Consider the following 17,178-nt stretch of genomic DNA (forward strand, 5'->3'; position numbering starts at 1 on the left):
GTGAGTGTCGTATGCAGATCGAAGCTTCATTTCGCGACCTGAAATCACACTGTTATGGACAGGGCTTCGAAGACAGTCTCACGCGCATAGGGTCACGCCTGGAAGTCCTTCTATTGGTCAACGCGCTGGCTGCTTTCTCGTGCTCGATAGCGGGAATGAGTTGCGAAGCAAAGGGCATCACACATTGGTTGTCGCCCATATTGACCGCGCGCAGGCTTTACTCAATCCTGCGCGTAGGTCGTGAAGCGTTGGTCAGAAGCTGGCCGTTTGAGCCTCTTCCGCTTTCGCTTCAGCGATTACGATTTCCATCATCACGTGTGCTCGATCACATGACGGTGATGACATGAAAACGTGGGGAACCTCAGACTCTGACCCGGGTTTGGCCCCGATTTGCCGATTTCCCACTAAAAAAACTTTGAGAGAACGTAACCCCAGGCAGCCGCGGCGAAAAGCCCAGCCGCCGCAAACGCGTAGGCAGGCCAAACTTCATGACCGCCGGCTTCTTGCGCCCGCCACATGCAAATATAGAAAACTCCCAGTGCCACTACAGAGGCCACGCTTACAGCCCAGGCCAATGGTCCTGGTGATTTGCAAACTTCTGAAGTTAAGTACGAGCCGTTAATGGCGCTCACTCCCTTCAGGCTGCGAACATTGGAAGCCTTTACTAAGAACGCCCCAACGACCAATAGCAAAAGGCCTACGGAACGAACCGGAAAATCATTGAAATAAATGACGTTGGCGCCTGAGAAGCCAAGAGCGTCGGATTCGGCGACTGGCCAGGATCCCAATTTGGCGCTTTAGCCACCATGTCCGGCGTAATCAAATATTCGTAGCTATTACCATCGTAATACGCGTAAAACGGCACGGCTTTAACTGACTCGTATGCAAAGCAAGTGCTTGAAACAGCGATCATCATGATCAGAATGTACTTACACCACATAGAGATCACTCCTATGAAGACAGGTGCAGCCTGAGCGAGTCCCGCTCACTCCTGGCGCCCCCAATTTCATTCATGTGTGGCCCGATTTCCCCGTAATTTCCCTTATTCGGGCGACCGTTTTCATAAAGAATTGATCAAGACGAAAAGAGATGCCGCGACAGCAACGCCGGACATAGCAATTGCGGTCCAATAAAGTACAGGCTGCTCAGATCGCTTAAATCCACCGGGGACAAAATTACTGGCACGGCCCGTCCTCAAACCATTTACCACATTAAATAGGCCAACCACAGCCACAGCTGAAAACAACAAATCTTGCTCTAGCACATTAATTGACACCGCATGCCGCCTCCATCTCTAAAATCCCATCTGTAGATTGATCAAGTAAGCCCCCAACGGCCTTAATGCTGGACTCACCCACGCCGCTAGAAGCCCCCAAACCCGCGGCAACTTTATTGATTTGACCAAGAATGTAGCTAGTACCAAGCGCTTTTGCCGCACCCAGAGCGCCCCCGCCAGCGTACCCCGTTAGCGTACTGCCTATCGTTGACACAGTTCCGCCAACCTCGATCAATCCGGCGCCCCCTCTGCGCCTGCTACTTCAACAGGTCCCGCCTCCGGAGCGAAGAACGCGCCGATCCCGGATGCAGTGACCAATCCAATTCCGGTCCACGTCGCTGTGCTCCCGGCCGCAGAAAGTTGCTGCCCCAGCGATGCCACCAAGGCGCGAGCGGCAGTGCATTTTTGCTGGTCATTGCCACATTCGCCACCCCATCGCTCCGCCGTAGAAACGGCACACTGTTCCTCACGCAGTGTGCCGGGAAGCGATCCTACGGCACGTGCGTGTTATCCATCCGTCTCCGTTCTAAGCGTGCCGACGTACTGACGCAGGTAGTACAGCGCGGCATGTAGCCCACTGGCTTGTGCGGGGGTTAGTGGCCAGGGGCTGACGTTGTTGCGCCGGGCTCGGGGAAAAGCACGCTGGTAGGCGTCGCTGTACGCGAGCAGGTCCTGAATCACTTGACCGGCCAGCGCGGTGCCGGCGAGTCGCATGGTGTCGGTCAGCTTTTTTTCCTGCGCAAGGCTCAGGGGATAAAGCTGATAGTCGGCGAAGGGGACGGATTGGGATTGGGGTTCGGTACGAACCGGTGGGCAAGCAGGTGCCGTATGATCTGTGGAGACCATTTCAACTCCTCGTAAGTTGGATTGGTTTAGCGGGTCGTGGGAGCTGGTAACTCTCACGATCCGCGCCTTCCATACATTGCTGCATGGGTCATCGGCGCTGGGCTGGTTCGCGTTGACGCTGATGACGGGGTCTAATGTATCGAAACGAAGCATTGAAAAATGTAGGGGTTTTCCGTTGATTGGTGTGCGTGGATGGGGACTCGCTTTTTTCCGTAAAGCCGATTCACCGCGTAAGACACTGACGCATCCATAACACGCTTCGTTGTTGAATGTGCGCACCGGAACTAAGGAGGGTGCTCATGAAGACACGAATCGGTGGAGTCGCAACGGCCTGCGCAGCAGCCCTGACCCTCAGCCTCGCTTGCGGGGTCATCCATGCACAGAATCTGGGCAATATCGGCAGCTCATTGGGCGGCAATGGCGTTGGCAACATGCTGCCTGGTGGCGGTGCTTCCGGCAGCATGGGTAACGTGGCAGGTATTCTGCAGTATTGCGTGAAGAACAATTATCTGGGCGGTGATTCGGGTGCGTCGGGTATTGCGGGCAAGTTGCTTGGCAAGACCCAGGGTGGTTCGAGTAACTCTGACTACTTGAGTGGCGCGAAGGGGGTTCTGCATGGCAAGAATGGGCAGAGCACGGATCTGAATAGTGTGGGCGGTGGGAATAGTGATTTGAAGTCGAAGCTCACGACGAAGGCGTGTGGGGTGGTGCTTAATCAGGGTAAGTCGATGGTGGGTGGTGGGTCGTCTACTGGCAAGCTGGGATCGTTGATGGGGCATTGAGGCTGCGGCGAAATTTGTGGCGCGTCAATGTCGTTGACGATGCGCAACTCGACGCATATTGCTGTTTGCGTTGATGGGTTGATGTTCTAGAGCGTTAAGAGCTTTCGGTCCTGAAAGGACTGAGTCACTTTCTCTTGCTTGCCCAAGAGAACGTAACCAAAGAGAAAGGCACCCCCCGAGGGCGCGCTTGCCGGACATCCATGCCCGGCAAGTCCGTGAAGGGGTTACGGGGTTTTTCGACAGGGCTTCCTGCCCTGACGAAAAACAAGCCGGCATCCATGCCGGCTTCCCTGCGGGCTTTTCCTCCACCCCTTCACCGCGCCCCAGGGGCCCCATGAAAAGCGGCGCGCAGCGCCGGTAGAAGAGGACGGCATCGCGTACCGTGACCCTTTCGCTGCGAGGGCATGCTCTGCTCCCTCTACCCTCCGGGGCACGCGGGGAGAGCACATGGATGTGCTCGGCTTTGAGGAGCGAGGAGAGGGTTGGGGTGAGTGGCTGGGCTTGCCATAAACGTCGTCGTTACGACACGTCTTCGCTTTGATGTGTTGAGGCTACGTAAGCTACTGCTTCGCAAGAGTGGCCCCTCACCTCAATCCTCTCCCTGGAGGGGAGAGGAAGAATTGCAGCGGAGTGAGGGGCAATCTTGCAGCGATGTTGATGCGTAGCGTGAGTATTTAGAGAAACATCGCGTTGTAGCCATGATGTTTGGGGCAAGCGCGGCCCCTCACCCCGGCCCTCTCCTCGCTCCTCAAAGCCGAGCACATCCATGTGCTCTCCCCGCGTGCCCCGAAGGGGAGAGGGGGAAAAGCAATGCTTTGGCGTGATGCGCCATGTGTTCGCCGATAAAGCTCGCCACGAAGTAGTAGCTGTGGTCGTACCCGGGCTGCATGCGTAGCGTGATGGGATAAGCGGCTGCATCGGCGGCCGCTTTGAACAACTCGGGTCGCAGTTGGGTGTGCAGGAATTCGTCGGCGTCGCCCTGGTCGATCAAAAGCGGCAATTTCTGGGTTGCGGTCTTCACCAGTTCGGTGGCGTCGTAGGCTTTCCATGTTTCGCGGTCGTTGCCCAGATAGGCCGAGAAGGCTTTTTCACCCCACGGCACCTGACTGGGCGCGACGATCGGCGAAAACGCCGACACGCTGCGATAACGTCCCGGATTTTTCAAGGCGATGGTCAAGGCGCCGTGGCCACCCATGGAGTGGCCGCTGATGGCGCGTGCATCGGTGACCGGAAAATGTTCTTCAATCCACGCCGGCAGTTCGCTGACGATGTAGTCGTACATGCGGTAATGACGCGACCACGGCGCCATGGTGGCGTTGAGGTAGAAGCCGGCGCCTTTGCCCATGTCGTAGCTGTCGGCGTCGGCGACGTCTTCGCCGCGCGGGCTGGTATCAGGCACGACCAGCGCCACGCCGTGTTCGGCGGCGTAACGCTGCGCACCGGATTTGGTGATGAAGTTCTGCTCGGTGCAGGTGAGGCCGGAGAGCCAGTACAGCACGGGCACGGCTTTGCTCGCGGCCTGCGGTGGCAGGTAAACCGCGAACTGCACGTTGCTATCCAGCACCGATGAGCGATGCCGATAGACGTCCTGCCAGCCGCCGAAGCAGGCGCGATGTTCAATGCGTTCCAGTGACATGATCGCTGTGCGCTTAGAAATGAATGACCGTGCGAATGGACTTGCCTTCGTGCATCAGGTCGAAGGCTTCGTTGATGCGATCCAGCGGCATGGTGTGGGTGATGAACGGATCGAGGCGGATTTCGCCACGCATGGCCTGCTGCACCATGCCCGGCAATTGGCTGCGACCCTTGACGCCACCGAACGCGCTGCCACGCCACACGCGACCGGTGACGAGCTGGAATGGACGCGTGCGGATTTCCTTGCCGGCGCCTGCCACGCCGATGATGATGCTTTCGCCCCAACCCTTGTGGCAGCACTCCAGCGCGGCGCGCATCACATCGACATTGCCGATGCATTCGAAGCTGTAATCGACGCCACCGTCGGTCATGGCCACGATCACGTCCTGGATCGGCTTGTTGTAATCCTTGGGATTGACGACATCGGTTGCGCCCAGTTCGCGCGCGAGTTCGAACTTGGCCGGATTGGTGTCGATGGCGAGAATGCGCCCGGCCTTGGCCTGCACCGCGCCCTGGATCACCGCCAGGCCAATGCCGCCCAGGCCGAACACCGCCACCGTTGCGCCCGGTTCGACCTTGGCGGTGTTGTGCACCGCGCCGATGCCGGTGGTGACGCCGCAGCCAAGCAGGCACACCTTTTCCAGCGGTGCGTGTTTATCGATCTTGGCCAGGGAAATCTCCGGCACCACGGTGTACTCGCTGAAGGTGCTGGTGCCCATGTAGTGATAGATCGGCTTGCCCTGATAGGAGAAGCGCGTGGTGCCATCCGGCATCAGCCCCTTGCCTTGGGTGGCGCGTACCGCCTGGCACAGGTTGGTCTTGCCGGACAGGCAGAATTTGCACTTGCCGCATTCAGCGGTGTAAAGCGGAATGACGTGATCGCCAGGCTTGAGCGTGGTGACGCCCTCGCCCACTTCCACCACGATGCCGCCGCCTTCATGGCCCAGCACGGCCGGGAAAATGCCTTCCGGGTCGTCGCCCGACAGTGTGAAGGCGTCGGTATGGCACACGCCGGTATGCGTGATCTTCACCAGAACCTCGCCCGCCTGGGGCGGCGCCACGTCGATTTCGACGATTTCCAGGGGCTTGCCCGGGGCGAAGGCAACGGCGGCACGTGATTTCATGGCGGAACTCCTAAAGCGGTCGAGCTGAAAAGCAAAGATTAACAAGAATGAACAAATATGGCCCGGAAATGGCTATATGGCGCGGCGCGAAAGTGGCTATTTCGCTGCGCAAGCAAGCGGCGTAGCGTGTCATCAGCGGCTATCACGGGGGTGAGCCATGACAATGCGCGCAACGATCGGCCTGCTGGGTGTACTTGCGATGGCGTGGTTTGTGACAAGCCCGGCCACCGCGCATGCGTACGCCGACGGCACATTGACGCCGTCCAGCCATCGCGACGGCCAGCAGGATTTCGATTTTGAAATCGGCAGCTGGAAAACCCAGGTCAAGCGGCTGGTGCATCCACTCAGCGGTTCGCATGCCTGGGCGACTTACGAGGGCACTTCGGTCGTACGCAAAATCTGGGATGGCCGCGCGAATCTGGTGGAACTGGAAGCGGATGGTCCCAGCGGTCACCTGGAATTGCTCTCGCTACGCTTGTACAACCCGGATGCGCATCAATGGAGCCTCAATGTCGCCAGCAGCAAGGGTGGTGCGCTGGGTGTACCGACCGTCGGCGGATTCAGCAACGGCCGTGGCGAATTTGTGGATCAGGAAATCTTCAACGGACGCGCGATTCTGGTGCGTTTCGTGATTTCGGATATCAAACCCGATTCCTGTCACTTCGAACAGGCGTTTTCCGCGGATGGCGGCAAAACCTGGGAAGTGAACTGGATTGCGACGGATACACGCATGACATCAAGTTGAAAACGACCCTGGGGCTGCACTGACGAGTCAAGCCGATGCCCGCACGCTACGCTGCCATGATTGCTGGATGCGCGTTATGGTTGATGTCAGCCGCGGCAAGCCATGCCCAAAGCGCGGCCGATTGGCAGGCGCAGCAGGATGCTGCCGGTACCAAGGCTGACAAGATCCTGCTTGAAGCCAGTGCGCAAAAAGGCGTGCTGGCGCAATTCATGGTGCTGCGCCAGGCCTATGACAGCGATCACTCGGACGCGTTTCGGTTGATCTTCGGCCAGTACATCAGTTGGTACCTGAGTTTTCTTGGTGATTATCCCGATGCGGTGAGATCCTTCTGCATCACGCAGCCACTGCAGCCGGGCGACAATCCGTCGCCGCTTACGCCAGGCAGCGGCTACTCGGCACGCCCTGCCCTGGATGCGATACCGGAGCTGGCGAAAAACGATCGCATCGTGCTGTTCAACGAGGCGCACAACGTGGCGCTTACCCGCAGCCTGACCGTGCAACTGCTCAGCCGATTGCGTCAGCAGGGCTTTGATTACTTCGCCGCGGAGACGCTCTCGCAAACCGATACCGGCTTGCAGACGCGTGGCTATCCCACCGACAACAGCGGCTTCTATACCGAAGAACCGATCTATGCGGACATGGTGCGCACCGCGCTGAAACTCGGCTTCAAGGTGGTTGCCTACGAAGCCACCAGCGCAACGGTGAACAGCGATCAGCGTGAAACCGAACAGGCAAAGAATCTTTACCACCAGGTGTTCGAAAAAGATCCCAATGCACGGCTGGTGGTCGATGCCGGTTATGACCACATCATCGAATCCGGCTCCTACCTCGGCGGCTCATCCATGGCCGAGCATCTGTACAAGCTCACGCACCTGCCGATGCTGGCGGTGGAACAGACCATGCTGTATCCGCGTCCGTCGGATGATGGCAATCACCCCTATTACACGGCGGTGATGAACAGCTTGCACCCCGATGCACCGGTGGTGTTTGTCAATGCGCAAGGCAAGCCCTGGACGTTACGCGCAGGCTATGACGTGAGCGTGTTCTTTCCGCCGGAAAAAATCGAAGGTGGACGCCCTACCTGGCTGAACCTGGGTGGCCTGCGCGTGCCGCGTCGCGTCAGCGCCAAGTATTGCGATGACAATTATCCCTGCCTGATCGAAGCACGTTACAACGGCGAAGGGCCGGACGCCATTCCGGCCGATCGCCTGATGCTGGAGCTGGTCATGATGACGGATAACTCGTCCCACATACCGGTGTACAACAGCAATCAAGGGGTACCGACCGGAAATCTGTATCTTCGTCCCGGTAAATATCAGCTGAGTTTCAGTGATCGCTACGGAAGGACTTTGCATAGGGAAGAGATAAGCGTAACGGCTCCGTCGCCGTAATGCGCCAACGCCATACGCGTGTATCTAGCCCTGAAAGATCAGGAACAGATAGGCCAGGAACAGCACCAGGTGCACGCCACCTTGCAGAACGTTGGTGCGCCCGCTGGAAAAGGTCACCGTGCACAGCACCAGGGTCAGCACGAACAGCAACAGATCGGTGTGGTCCAGGCCAAGCCTGATCGGGTGCCGGGTCAGCTCGCTGACCACGATGATCGCCGGTATGGTCAGGCCAATGGTCGACAGCACCGAGCCAAGAAAGATATTCATCGAGCGCTGCAGGTTGTTGTTGCCTGCGGCACGCACCGCGCCGATGATTTCCGGCGTTGCCACCAGCACCGCCATCGCCAACCCGGCCAACGCGGCTGGCTCGCCCATGGTTTCCACCACATAATCGACCGGCGGCGCCAGTTTTTGGGCCAGATAAACCACCAGCGCCATATACACGGCAAGCAGTGCCGCATGGACCGTCAGCGATGATCCGGATGCCGGCACGCACGCGCCGTCTACTTCGGCCACACTGCTCTGAACTGTGAAATAGGCGCGATGCCGGCTGGTCTGCAAACCCAGAAAGGCCAGATACAAAATCAGTGAAACAATGGCCACGAACGCCTTCTGCGGTATCGACATCATCGGCGGACCGGATGTCGTGCGAATGACGAAGTTGGGCAGCACCAGGCACAACACGCCCAAAGGAATGATCACGCCGAGATAGGTGTTGGCGCCCTGCAGGTTGTAATACTGCTCGCGGTAACGCCAGCCGCCGAGCAGCAGTGAGAGCCCGACCATGCCGTTGAGCACGATCATGGTGACGGCAAACAAGGTATCGCGCGCCAGGGTTGGATTGTTGGCCCCGTGCAGCATGATCGCGGTGATGCTCACCACTTCGATGGAGGTGATGCACAAGGTGAGAATCAGCGTGCCATAGGGTTCGCCCAATCTTTCGGCCAAGTGCTCGGCGTGACGCACCACGGCCAGGGCGGATCCAAGCACCACGGCGAACAACCAGAAGAAAACCAGCCCGAGGCGGTACACGCTGGACAAACCACTGAACAGCGAATCGCCAAACAGATAGAACGCCAAGGTGGTCAATACGCTGAGCGCAAGAAAGCGTTCGCGGCGTATCAAGGCAGGCACGCCCATCGTCGGCATGGCAGTCCCCCATAAGGAAAGCCGTCGCTACAGGAAATACAGACCCCAGCGTGTTGCGGGAGAGAGGTTAACAGGGGATCGGCCGGCGTCAAAACAGCAGCAGCCGTCTTTATCGCGGTCAATTTGAAAATGGTGCTAGTGTCGGCCGCTGATCCGCCCCATCCCCGATCCATGCGAAAAATCCTTGCTCTGAGTTCGTTTGTATTGGCCATGTTTGCCGGTAGCGCCGCCTTGCACGCCGCGGACGCAGCCCCTGCTTCCAATGACGGTACGGCCGCGAAACAGGGATCGATCGTTGTACTGATTACGATTGACGGCTTTCCCGCCCGCGCGCTGAAAGACCCGCGCCTGCCGATGCCCACCTTGCGCAAGCTCCAGGCGGAAGGCGCTTATGCGGAGGCCATGCAGCCGATCAATCCCTCAGTCACCTGGCCCAACCACACCACCTTGATTACCGGCGTGAATGCGGCCGAACACCACGTGCTGGCCAACGGCCTGATTACCTTTTCCGCCGATGGCAGCGCGATCCAGGTCAAGCCGTGGGTGCCCAGGGACCAACTGGTACACGCGCGCACGCTGTATGACGCGCTTGCCGAGCACGGCATGAGCACCGGCCAGGTGGATTGGGTTGCGATTTACGGTGCAGAGCATGTGCGCTGGTCGTTTGCGGAACTTCCCCGCATGGATAGCCCGATCACGCAGGATCTGATCGCACAGGGTCTGGTCACGCAGGAACAGATTGCCGACTTCAACGACAGCAGCCCGGCCTGGCGCGACCAGATCTGGACGGATGCGGCGATCGACATTCTTACCCGACACACACCCAATCTGCTGTTGTTCCACTTGTTGCAGACCGACACGCTGCAACACGAGTACGGCGCGCTATCGCCCCCTGCTTACGCGGCCTTCGCCGAGGCGGATGGCTGCATCGCACGCCTGATCGACGCCGCGCGCGCCGCCGGTGTGCTGGACCGTATTACCTTCGTGATCGCTTCGGATCATGGCTTCACCGATTACACGCATTCCATTCGGCCGAATGTGGCACTCGCGCAACTTGGCCTGTTGACGAAGCAGAGCGGAAGTTATCGTGGTGATGTGTGGATTCTGCCGGAGGGCGGTGAGGCATCGTTGTTTATTCACGATCCCGCCAAACGCGCCACGCTGGTGCCCAAGCTCAAAAACTATTTCGAGACCCAGCCGGGCATTGCTGCGGTCTATACGGCAGAGCAAGCCGGCAAGCTAGGTATTCCCGCGCCAGCCAGCACGGATCAGGCGCCGGATCTGTATCTGCTCGCCAAACCCGGTTACGCGTTTCAAGGCGGTACCGAGCCGCCGCTGGTGGTGGACGTCATGCCAGCCAAGGGCGCACACGGTTATCTGAACACCGATCCGGACATGCAGGCGCTGTTTATTGCCTCGGGCGCGCATATCCGCAAGGGCGTCGATCTGGGTTCGATCACCAATCTGCGCGTTGCCCCCACGATCGCCAAACTGCTCGGCGTTGCGTTGCCCGCAGCGCAGCAACCGCCGCTCAGCGCGGCATTGCAGCCATGAGACCTGTGCTACAGATTTGCTTCTGGAAGCCGAACACATTAAACATGCGCACAGGGCTCCCCCCGATTCCCGCATTTGGCCATTTTCGCGGCCCATGACAGTTTGAAGTTTATGCAGATAAAAACATTCGTCACCCGCCCCGCTGCCATCGCAGCACTGTCCATTTCGGTGGGGTTGATGGGGTTCACCAACCCCGCTTGGGCCACCGACATTCCGGCGCCAAAGGGCTGGGTGCTGCAATGGGGCGACAACTTCGCCGGCGCGGCGGGCTCGCCGCCTTCTTCGGCCAACTGGCGCATCGACACCGGCCATTCGTATCCGAATGGCCCTGCCAACTGGGGAACCTCCGAGATCGAGCGCTACACCACCGATCCGGCCAATATTCATCTGGATGGCAAGGGGCATTTGCTGATCACGCCGCAACGCGATGCGAGCGGCGAGTGGACCTCCGGGCGCGCCGAGACCGTTCGCGATGATTTCACCGTTGCCGAAGGCGGCATGCTGCGCCTGGAAGCACGCATCCAGATGCCCGATATCACGGGGGAAAAAGCACTGGGCTATTGGCCCGCGTTCTGGGCCCTGGGTGCCAACTACCGCACGACCAGGGCGTGGCCGGCGTCCGGCGAGCTCGACATCATGGAGAGCGTCAACGGACTGGATTCGGTGTGGGGCATCTTGCACTGCGGTATCAACCCAGGCGGCCCGTGCGGCGAACCGATGGGCATCGGCAGCCGCCTGCCCTGCCCGCATGAAGCATGCACGGCCGGGCCGCATACGTTCACCTTCGAGTGGAATCGCAGCGTGACGCCGGAACAGTTGCGCTGGTACGTCGATGGGCAGCTGATCAACCAGGTGGCGGAAAACCAGATGGCCGCGGAGACCTGGAACCAACTGACCCAGCAGCGCGGTTACTTCCTGTTGCTGGATGTCGCGATGGGCGGTGGCTTCTCATTCGTGATGGCTGGCTGGAAACCCACGCCCACGCCGGAGACCGAACCAGGCCATTCGATGGTGGTGGACTACGTGGCGGTGTGGACGCGTCCGGGCAACGGACAAAAAGTGCCGGCAAAGCCGGAAATGGCGGCGGATGCGGCGAAATCGCAGAAGGTGTCGGCGGTGGCAGCTCCCCGCTGAGTTGCATCCATTTGCGCAGCGATCTGCATGCTGCTGGCGGCGGCGCTTTCAGCTGTTCCGTAGACTGGATGGCTTGGCGGACGCATCGTACGGATGCGCCCGCTGCAGGAAACCGCTAACTATTTTTCAGGCCAAGGCCGGCAACGCTGCGCGCTTACGCCAGAACACCATGCCCACCACGATCCCGGCCAACGCCAGCATGAAACCGAATTCGTCGATGGCGTAAGGCGTGATGTGGCCACGGGCGCCGGTGATCGGCGTCAGCCATACCTGGATGAGCACGTTGTGGCTGCCATGCAGAATCGCCGCCGGCCACACGCTGCCTGAGCGCAGTCGCAGCCAGGCGAAGACGAAACTTATGCCGAGCACCATCAGCGCGAAGCACGGCATGCCAAACCACCACGGCGTGCCGGCGTTGTAGTCGGCAAACAGCAACACCGGCAGATGCCAGCTGGTCCAGATCACTCCGGTAAACAATGTGCCGCGCGTGAAACCCCAGGCACGTGTCACTTCCGGCGTGAGGAAGCCGCGCCAGCCGATTTCCTCACCCAGGCCCGTGCTCACGCCGCCGGCCAGGCCAAACACGCCGAACAACAGCAATGAACCGGCTTCGATCAGCCACGCCGGCGCATTCGGCCAGCCGAGGCTCTTGCCCATCTCCGCCAGGAAGGCGGGATTGCCGAAACTACCCAGGCCGCTGACCCACACGATGATGTATGCGCAGCCCGCATACGCAAACGGCAAAAGCCAGGCCATCAGGATCCAGCGCGAGTGTGGCCAGTTGAAGCCCAGCTCGGTGTATGACTTGCCGCTCAGCCGGCAGGTCAACAAGGCGGCCATGGCGGGCGACCACATCAGTCCAGTGACGTACATGCCCCTGGCGCCGGCCACATGGCCACAACCGATGATCAATGCGTAGAACACCGAACTGAACAACAACACCAGCAGCAAATAAAGGCCAATCCTCGATTGCGGCTTGTCGATCGCCATGATGATGATTCCCTCTGATTTGTTATTAACTTTAACTGTGCCTGCCAGTGTTTATTGATGATGGTGAATGCGTGTGTGCGTGGCACGGCACTAATGAGAGATCCGCAGCGTTGGTGCTTTTCTCTCCCCCTCCGGGCGACGCAAAGCTAGTCCCTGTGGGAGAGAGGATCGAGGGAGGGGTCAACCTCGCGACGAAGTTGGTTCTCAGCGTGAACACCGTGGAACAACATCACGCCCGTGGCCATGACTTTCGAGGCAAGCGCGGCCCCTCACCCCAGCCCTCTCCTCGCTCCTCAAAGCCGAGCACATCCATGTGCTCTCCCCGCGTGCCCCATAGGGGAGAGGGAGCCTAACGCAAAGCCTCCCCAGCGCTTACTTGCGCGGCGCGATGATCTCGTCCAGATAATCGGGCGTGCCATCGACACGCACCAGATGCGGGTATTGCAGACCATCGTGGTAATCCACCGACACGGTGCGGTAACCGCCCTGGTACTTCAGCAGCAGGTGGATCGGCGCGGTGCTGTTCTTGGCTTCGGCAATGGCGTTCTTCAGCACATCGGTCGAATAGTCCTGACCGTTCACTGCCACCACGGTGGCGCCGGTGCTGACACCGGCCTTGAACGCCGGTCCATCCCAGCGCACGTCGTTGATCTGTCCCTTGTCGCCCATCGTCATGCCGATCGACCAGGCGAAGTTATACAAATGGCGGGGCGACTGCGGACGGCTGTTGTATTCCTTCTCGTATTCGCTTTCCTTGTCGGTATAGACCAGCTTCCAGCCGGTTCCTGCAATGCCGTCTTCCAGCGGCGGATTGAGTGCGTCGACATGCGCATGCAGGAAGCCGGCCCAATCGTAGGGAGCTACGCTAGTGAGCGCGGCCACCACGTCGTCAAAGGTGTAGGTCTTGGTGACATAGCTGCCGTTGTCGACGCCGAAGAACGTACGTGCGAAATCATCCAGCGATTTGTGATCGTGAGTGAGTGCGCGCAGCTTGGCGTCCACTTCCAGCCACATCATCTGGCCGGCGCTGTAGTACTCCTCGCTCATCTGCCAGCTGCGGTACGGCAGGCTGGAACGGCGGGCGGCGGTGGCGTCGTTGGTGGTGTCTTCGATCGTCCGCCACTGGAAACCTTCGCGGTTACGATCGTAGTTGGCGGCTTCCATCGCCAGGGCATCGCGGAATTGCTGTGGCGTCCACATGCCGGCGCGTGCGGTCAGCACGTAACCCCAGTACTGCGTCTGCCCTTCATAGACCCACAGCAGCGAATCGCCCATCGGTACATTGAAGTTGGGCGTCCACAAATCGGCCGGGCGACGGAATTTGCCGTTCCACGAATGGGTGTATTCATGCGGCAGCAGGTCGCGGTCCGGCGCGGCTTCGTTCCAGGCGGTGAAATAATCGGCGCCCAGTCCGTTCTCGCTGGACTGATGGTGCTCGGTGCCATTGCCGCCCAGCTGATCGGAGAGCGAGAACAGGAAGTCGTAGTGGTCGTAGTGATGCGAGCCGAACAGCTTCACCGCCTGGGTGACCAGGTTGCGGTGCACCTGCAATTGCTCAGGTGTCATCTCCAGGTACTTCGGCGCGTCGGCGACGATGTCCAGATGCACCGGCACGTCACCACCCGGATTGAGATCGACACGCTTGAAGAACTCGCCTGCGTAAACCGGCGAATCGACCAGGTTGTTGAGCGTGACCGGCTTGAAGGTGGTGGTGTCGCCCGACTGCGAAGCCGTCTCCAGCGCGGTACCAAACTGCCAGCCCTGCGGCAACGTCATGCTGGGCGCGAAGGTGATGCCGCGCGAAAAATAACCGGCCGGATAGAGCGTCACCTTGCTCCACTCCATGTCCATCATGCGATCGGTCATCTCGAACCCTTCGCTGTCCGTGCGGCCGGACATGTACTGGAAGGACACGTCGATGCTGGAAACGCCGGCGGGCACGTCGAGATGGAACGCGTAGACGTTGTACTCGTCGCGCTTCCACATCAGCGGCTTGCCATCGGCGCTGACCTTAAGGCCGGCAAGCATGGAAATCGGGCCGGTCGGCGAGTGATCGCCGGGAATCCATTGCGGATACAGCAAGGTCAGCGGGCCGGCTTTCACCGGAATCGTTTCATGCACGCGAAAAATACCTTGTGCGGTGTCGTTGGCATCGACATGCAGCGACACGGTGCCAAGGTAGGGCGTGTCCTGCGGCGGCGGCACATCGTCCGTGTGCGACTGCTGCGCGGCGCCGGCAGTGCCGGCCGCGAGCGCCAGCGCGACGGCCAGGGCAAGGCGCGAAAACGTGCGATGCGCGGGAACCGCCAAAGCAGCGGAAAGGACACGGGACATGAGCAACTCCAACAAGCGGGTGAATGACAGTGCAACTTAGCACTACGGTTGTTTGACGGGGACGGTGAGTTTTATGGGGCCTGGGGGTGCTGCATCACCAGATCTTTACGCGATCATCCGGCGCCAGGTATAGCTTCTCGCCCGGCTTCACGTTGAACGCGTCGTACCAGCCATCGATATTGCGCACGGCTTGCGCGCGGATCATGTCGGGCGCATGGACGTCGGTAGCGAGCCGCTCACGCAATTCGGCATCGCGGATCTTGGCGCGCCAGCTCTGGGCGTAAGCGATAAAGAAGCGTTGATCGCCGGTCAGGCCATCGATCACCGGTGCGGGCTTGCCGTGCAGTGATTTGTGATAGGCGGCGTAGGCCACCGCGAGGCCCGCCACGTCGGCGATGTTTTCGCCCAGCGTCTGCTGGCCGTTGACGTAGAGACCCGGCAAGGCCTGGTAGCGGTTGTATTGCTCGACCAGTTTCTGCGTATCGGCCTTGAAGTGCGCGGCGTCCTGCGGCGTCCACCAGTTTTCGAGCTTGCCTTGCGCATTGAAGTCAGCGCCGGTGTTATCGAAGCTGTGGCTGATTTCGTGGCCGATGGTGGCGCCGGTGGCACCGTAGTTGGCGGCATCGTCGGCCTTGGGGTCGTAGAAAGGCGGTTGCAGCACCGCCGCCGGGAAGTTCAAGGCGTTCTGCAATGGCAGGTTGACGGCATCGACGGTTTGCGGCGTCATCCACCACTCGCCGTGATCGACCGGCTTGTTGAGCTTGGCCAGCGCGTATTGATACTGCACATTCACCGCACGCTGGTGATTGCCCAAAGCATCATCGGGACGGATCACCAGTGCGCTGTAGCTGCGCCAGGTATCCGGATAACCCACGCCAACGCGCAAGGTGGCGATCTTCTCCTTGGCCTTCGCGCGCGTCGCGGGCGTCATCCAGGCCAAGGTGTCGATGCGTTCGTTGAAGGTGGCGAGCAGGTTCTTCACCATCGCCTGTACCTTGACCTTGGATGACGGCGGGAAGTAATGCTTCACGTAGACCTGCCCGACGGCATCGCCCAGGTCGGTGCTGGTGGCATCCACGCCGCGCTTCCAGCGATCCGGCTGCTGTGGCGTGCCTTCCAGCGTGGTCCCATAGAAATCGAAATGCAGATTCGCGTAGGCCTTGGGTAACAGCCAGGCAGCATTGTCCAGCGCGTGATAACGCAGCAATTGCTTCCAGCTATCGATCGGCTCGCTGCCGACCAGCGCGGCCAAACCGGTAATGCCTTGCGGCTGCCACACGTCGAACTGTTTCTGATTGCCCAGATGCGCGGCCTGGAAATAGATGGTCCAGTTGAGGCCCGGCGCCTTTTGCGTGAACTCGCTTGCGCGCCAGACGGTAGCGGCTTTATGCACATCTTCGCTGTCGACCAGGTTTTCCTGCGCCTGCGCGATCTTGGTTTCCAGCGCGATGATCGCCTTGGCCTGCGCTTCCGCATCGGCCGTACCAGCCAGCTTCAACAACGCGGTGACATAGGTTTGGTATTTGGCGCGAAAAGCCGCCATCTGCGCATCCTGCGAGAGGTAGTAATCGCGGCTGGGCATGCCCAGGCCGCCCTGCAGCAGGTAAGCCATATTGTGGGTGGGATCTTCCAGCGCCTGGGTCACGAACAGGCCGAACAGGTTTTCGGTCTGGAAGTTAGTGGCATTGATGGGGTCGACGTCGGCGCGCATTTCACTGCCGAGTACACGTGCCAGGTCATCACGGGTCTGGATCGCATCGATCTGCGCCAGTTCCGGCTTCACCGGCGTGAGGCCGCGCTTTTCGATGGTGGCTTCGTCCATGAAGGCCGCGTAGTAATCGGCAATCTTGCGGTCGTTGGAGCCCGCCGCGGGATGGGTCTGGGCCATGTTGCGGATCAGGTCGGCGGTACGCTGCTCGGTCAGCTCCTCCAGATCCTGGGTCGGGCCGGTGCTGGAGCGATCCGCAGGAATCTGCGTGTTCTTGACCCAGGTGCCGTTGACGTAGCTGAAGAAGTCATTGCCGGGTTTTACCGCATGGTCCATGCCGGTGAGGTCGATGCCGCTGTCGTCTTGCACGGTGGCTTTCGCGGCGGGATCGGTACCTTGTGCGGCGGGCACAGCGGCCATGGCGGTGAGGCCGCCGAGCATTGCAACCGTGAGCAGCCGCCGGAAAACATGCATGGTCAAAACCCCTGATCGAAACGTAATTTCCAAAGA

12 protein-coding genes and 1 pseudogene are annotated in these 17,178 nt (G+C 59.9%); 6 read left to right on the forward strand and 7 right to left on the reverse strand.

Going from position 1 to position 17,178, the window contains the following annotated elements; translation table 11 throughout:
* Nucleotides 1-8: 8 nt before the first annotated feature.
* Nucleotides 9-347: pseudogene (locus tag ISP19_RS06945) on the forward strand (IS4 family transposase); the annotation flags it as partial.
* A 1,436-nt stretch (nt 348-1,783) separates the two neighbouring features.
* On the opposite strand, the gene ISP19_RS06950 reads toward ISP19_RS06945, so the two are convergent.
* Nucleotides 1,784-2,122: a hypothetical protein gene (locus ISP19_RS06950; RefSeq protein ID WP_204680639.1), complete on the reverse strand. Its 339-nt coding sequence runs from the start codon at nt 2,120-2,122 to the stop codon at nt 1,784-1,786.
* Between the two features lie 299 nt (nt 2,123-2,421).
* On the opposite strand from ISP19_RS06950, the gene ISP19_RS06955 reads away from it, so the two are divergent.
* Nucleotides 2,422-2,904, forward strand: coding sequence for a DUF2501 domain-containing protein (locus ISP19_RS06955; RefSeq protein ID WP_204680640.1), 483 nt, complete (start codon nt 2,422-2,424; stop codon nt 2,902-2,904).
* A 748-nt stretch (nt 2,905-3,652) separates the two neighbouring features.
* Here ISP19_RS06955 and fghA read toward each other — a convergent pair.
* The gene (gene fghA / locus ISP19_RS06960) at nt 3,653-4,534 is read right to left on the reverse strand and encodes an S-formylglutathione hydrolase (protein WP_204680726.1); all 882 of its coding nucleotides are present in this window, start codon (nt 4,532-4,534) and stop codon (nt 3,653-3,655) included.
* A 19-nt stretch (nt 4,535-4,553) separates the two neighbouring features.
* A complete protein-coding gene (locus ISP19_RS06965) occupies nt 4,554-5,663 on the reverse strand; it encodes an S-(hydroxymethyl)glutathione dehydrogenase/class III alcohol dehydrogenase (RefSeq protein WP_204680641.1) in 1,110 nt (369 codons plus the stop codon).
* A 157-nt stretch (nt 5,664-5,820) separates the two neighbouring features.
* On the opposite strand from ISP19_RS06965, the gene ISP19_RS06970 reads away from it, so the two are divergent.
* The gene (locus ISP19_RS06970) at nt 5,821-6,408 is read left to right on the forward strand and encodes a hypothetical protein (protein ID WP_239556610.1); all 588 of its coding nucleotides are present in this window, start codon (nt 5,821-5,823) and stop codon (nt 6,406-6,408) included.
* 35 nt (nt 6,409-6,443) lie between these two features.
* Nucleotides 6,444-7,799 (forward strand): hypothetical protein, encoded by a 1,356-nt coding sequence (locus tag ISP19_RS06975; protein WP_204680642.1) that lies wholly within the window; start codon nt 6,444-6,446, stop codon nt 7,797-7,799.
* Between the two features lie 24 nt (nt 7,800-7,823).
* Here the strand turns inward: ISP19_RS06975 and ISP19_RS06980 are convergent, their stop codons facing one another.
* Nucleotides 7,824-8,948 carry a calcium:cation antiporter gene (locus ISP19_RS06980; RefSeq protein WP_204680643.1) on the reverse strand — a complete coding sequence of 375 codons (1,125 nt, stop codon included), beginning with the start codon at nt 8,946-8,948 and terminating at the stop codon, nt 7,824-7,826.
* Between the two features lie 210 nt (nt 8,949-9,158).
* Here ISP19_RS06980 and ISP19_RS06985 point away from each other — a divergent pair, with 210 nt between their 5' ends.
* The gene (locus ISP19_RS06985; protein ID WP_204680644.1) at nt 9,159-10,502 is read left to right on the forward strand and encodes an alkaline phosphatase family protein; all 1,344 of its coding nucleotides are present in this window, start codon (nt 9,159-9,161) and stop codon (nt 10,500-10,502) included.
* A 111-nt stretch (nt 10,503-10,613) separates the two neighbouring features.
* The gene (locus ISP19_RS06990) at nt 10,614-11,636 is read left to right on the forward strand and encodes a glycoside hydrolase family 16 protein (RefSeq protein ID WP_239556612.1); all 1,023 of its coding nucleotides are present in this window, start codon (nt 10,614-10,616) and stop codon (nt 11,634-11,636) included.
* A 126-nt stretch (nt 11,637-11,762) separates the two neighbouring features.
* Here ISP19_RS06990 and ISP19_RS06995 read toward each other — a convergent pair whose 3' ends face one another.
* The 3 genes from ISP19_RS06995 to ISP19_RS07005 all read right to left on the reverse strand — a co-directional run bounded on the left by ISP19_RS06995 (nt 11,763) and on the right by ISP19_RS07005 (nt 17,142).
* Complete coding sequence (locus ISP19_RS06995; RefSeq protein WP_204680645.1) at nt 11,763-12,626, reverse strand: CPBP family intramembrane glutamic endopeptidase; 864 nt, start codon at nt 12,624-12,626, stop codon at nt 11,763-11,765.
* Between the two features lie 372 nt (nt 12,627-12,998).
* Entirely contained in the window at nt 12,999-14,960 is a 1,962-nt protein-coding gene (locus ISP19_RS07000; RefSeq protein ID WP_204680646.1) for a M61 family metallopeptidase, read from the reverse strand.
* Between the two features lie 94 nt (nt 14,961-15,054).
* A complete protein-coding gene (locus ISP19_RS07005; RefSeq protein WP_204680647.1) occupies nt 15,055-17,142 on the reverse strand; it encodes a M13 family metallopeptidase in 2,088 nt (695 codons plus the stop codon).
* Nucleotides 17,143-17,178 lie beyond the last annotated feature (36 nt).

This window comes from Dyella flava (assembly GCF_016904955.1).
GTDB lineage: Bacteria > Pseudomonadota > Gammaproteobacteria > Xanthomonadales > Rhodanobacteraceae > Dyella_B > Dyella_B flava.

Coding starts and splice junctions, on each gene's coding strand:
- ISP19_RS06950 (WP_204680639.1), bottom strand. CDS start 2,122: ATGGTCTCCACAGATCATACGGCACCTGCTTGCCCACCGGTTCGTACC.
- ISP19_RS06955 (WP_204680640.1), top strand. CDS start 2,422: ATGAAGACACGAATCGGTGGAGTCGCAACGGCCTGCGCAGCAGCCCTG.
- ISP19_RS06965 (WP_204680641.1), bottom strand. CDS start 5,663: ATGAAATCACGTGCCGCCGTTGCCTTCGCCCCGGGCAAGCCCCTGGAA.
- ISP19_RS06970 (WP_239556610.1), top strand. CDS start 5,821: ATGACAATGCGCGCAACGATCGGCCTGCTGGGTGTACTTGCGATGGCG.
- ISP19_RS06975 (WP_204680642.1), top strand. CDS start 6,444: ATGCCCGCACGCTACGCTGCCATGATTGCTGGATGCGCGTTATGGTTG.
- ISP19_RS06980 (WP_204680643.1), bottom strand. CDS start 8,948: ATGCCGACGATGGGCGTGCCTGCCTTGATACGCCGCGAACGCTTTCTT.
- ISP19_RS06985 (WP_204680644.1), top strand. CDS start 9,159: ATGTTTGCCGGTAGCGCCGCCTTGCACGCCGCGGACGCAGCCCCTGCT.
- ISP19_RS06990 (WP_239556612.1), top strand. CDS start 10,614: ATGCAGATAAAAACATTCGTCACCCGCCCCGCTGCCATCGCAGCACTG.
- ISP19_RS06995 (WP_204680645.1), bottom strand. CDS start 12,626: ATGGCGATCGACAAGCCGCAATCGAGGATTGGCCTTTATTTGCTGCTG.
- ISP19_RS07000 (WP_204680646.1), bottom strand. CDS start 14,960: ATGTCCCGTGTCCTTTCCGCTGCTTTGGCGGTTCCCGCGCATCGCACG.
- ISP19_RS07005 (WP_204680647.1), bottom strand. CDS start 17,142: ATGCATGTTTTCCGGCGGCTGCTCACGGTTGCAATGCTCGGCGGCCTC.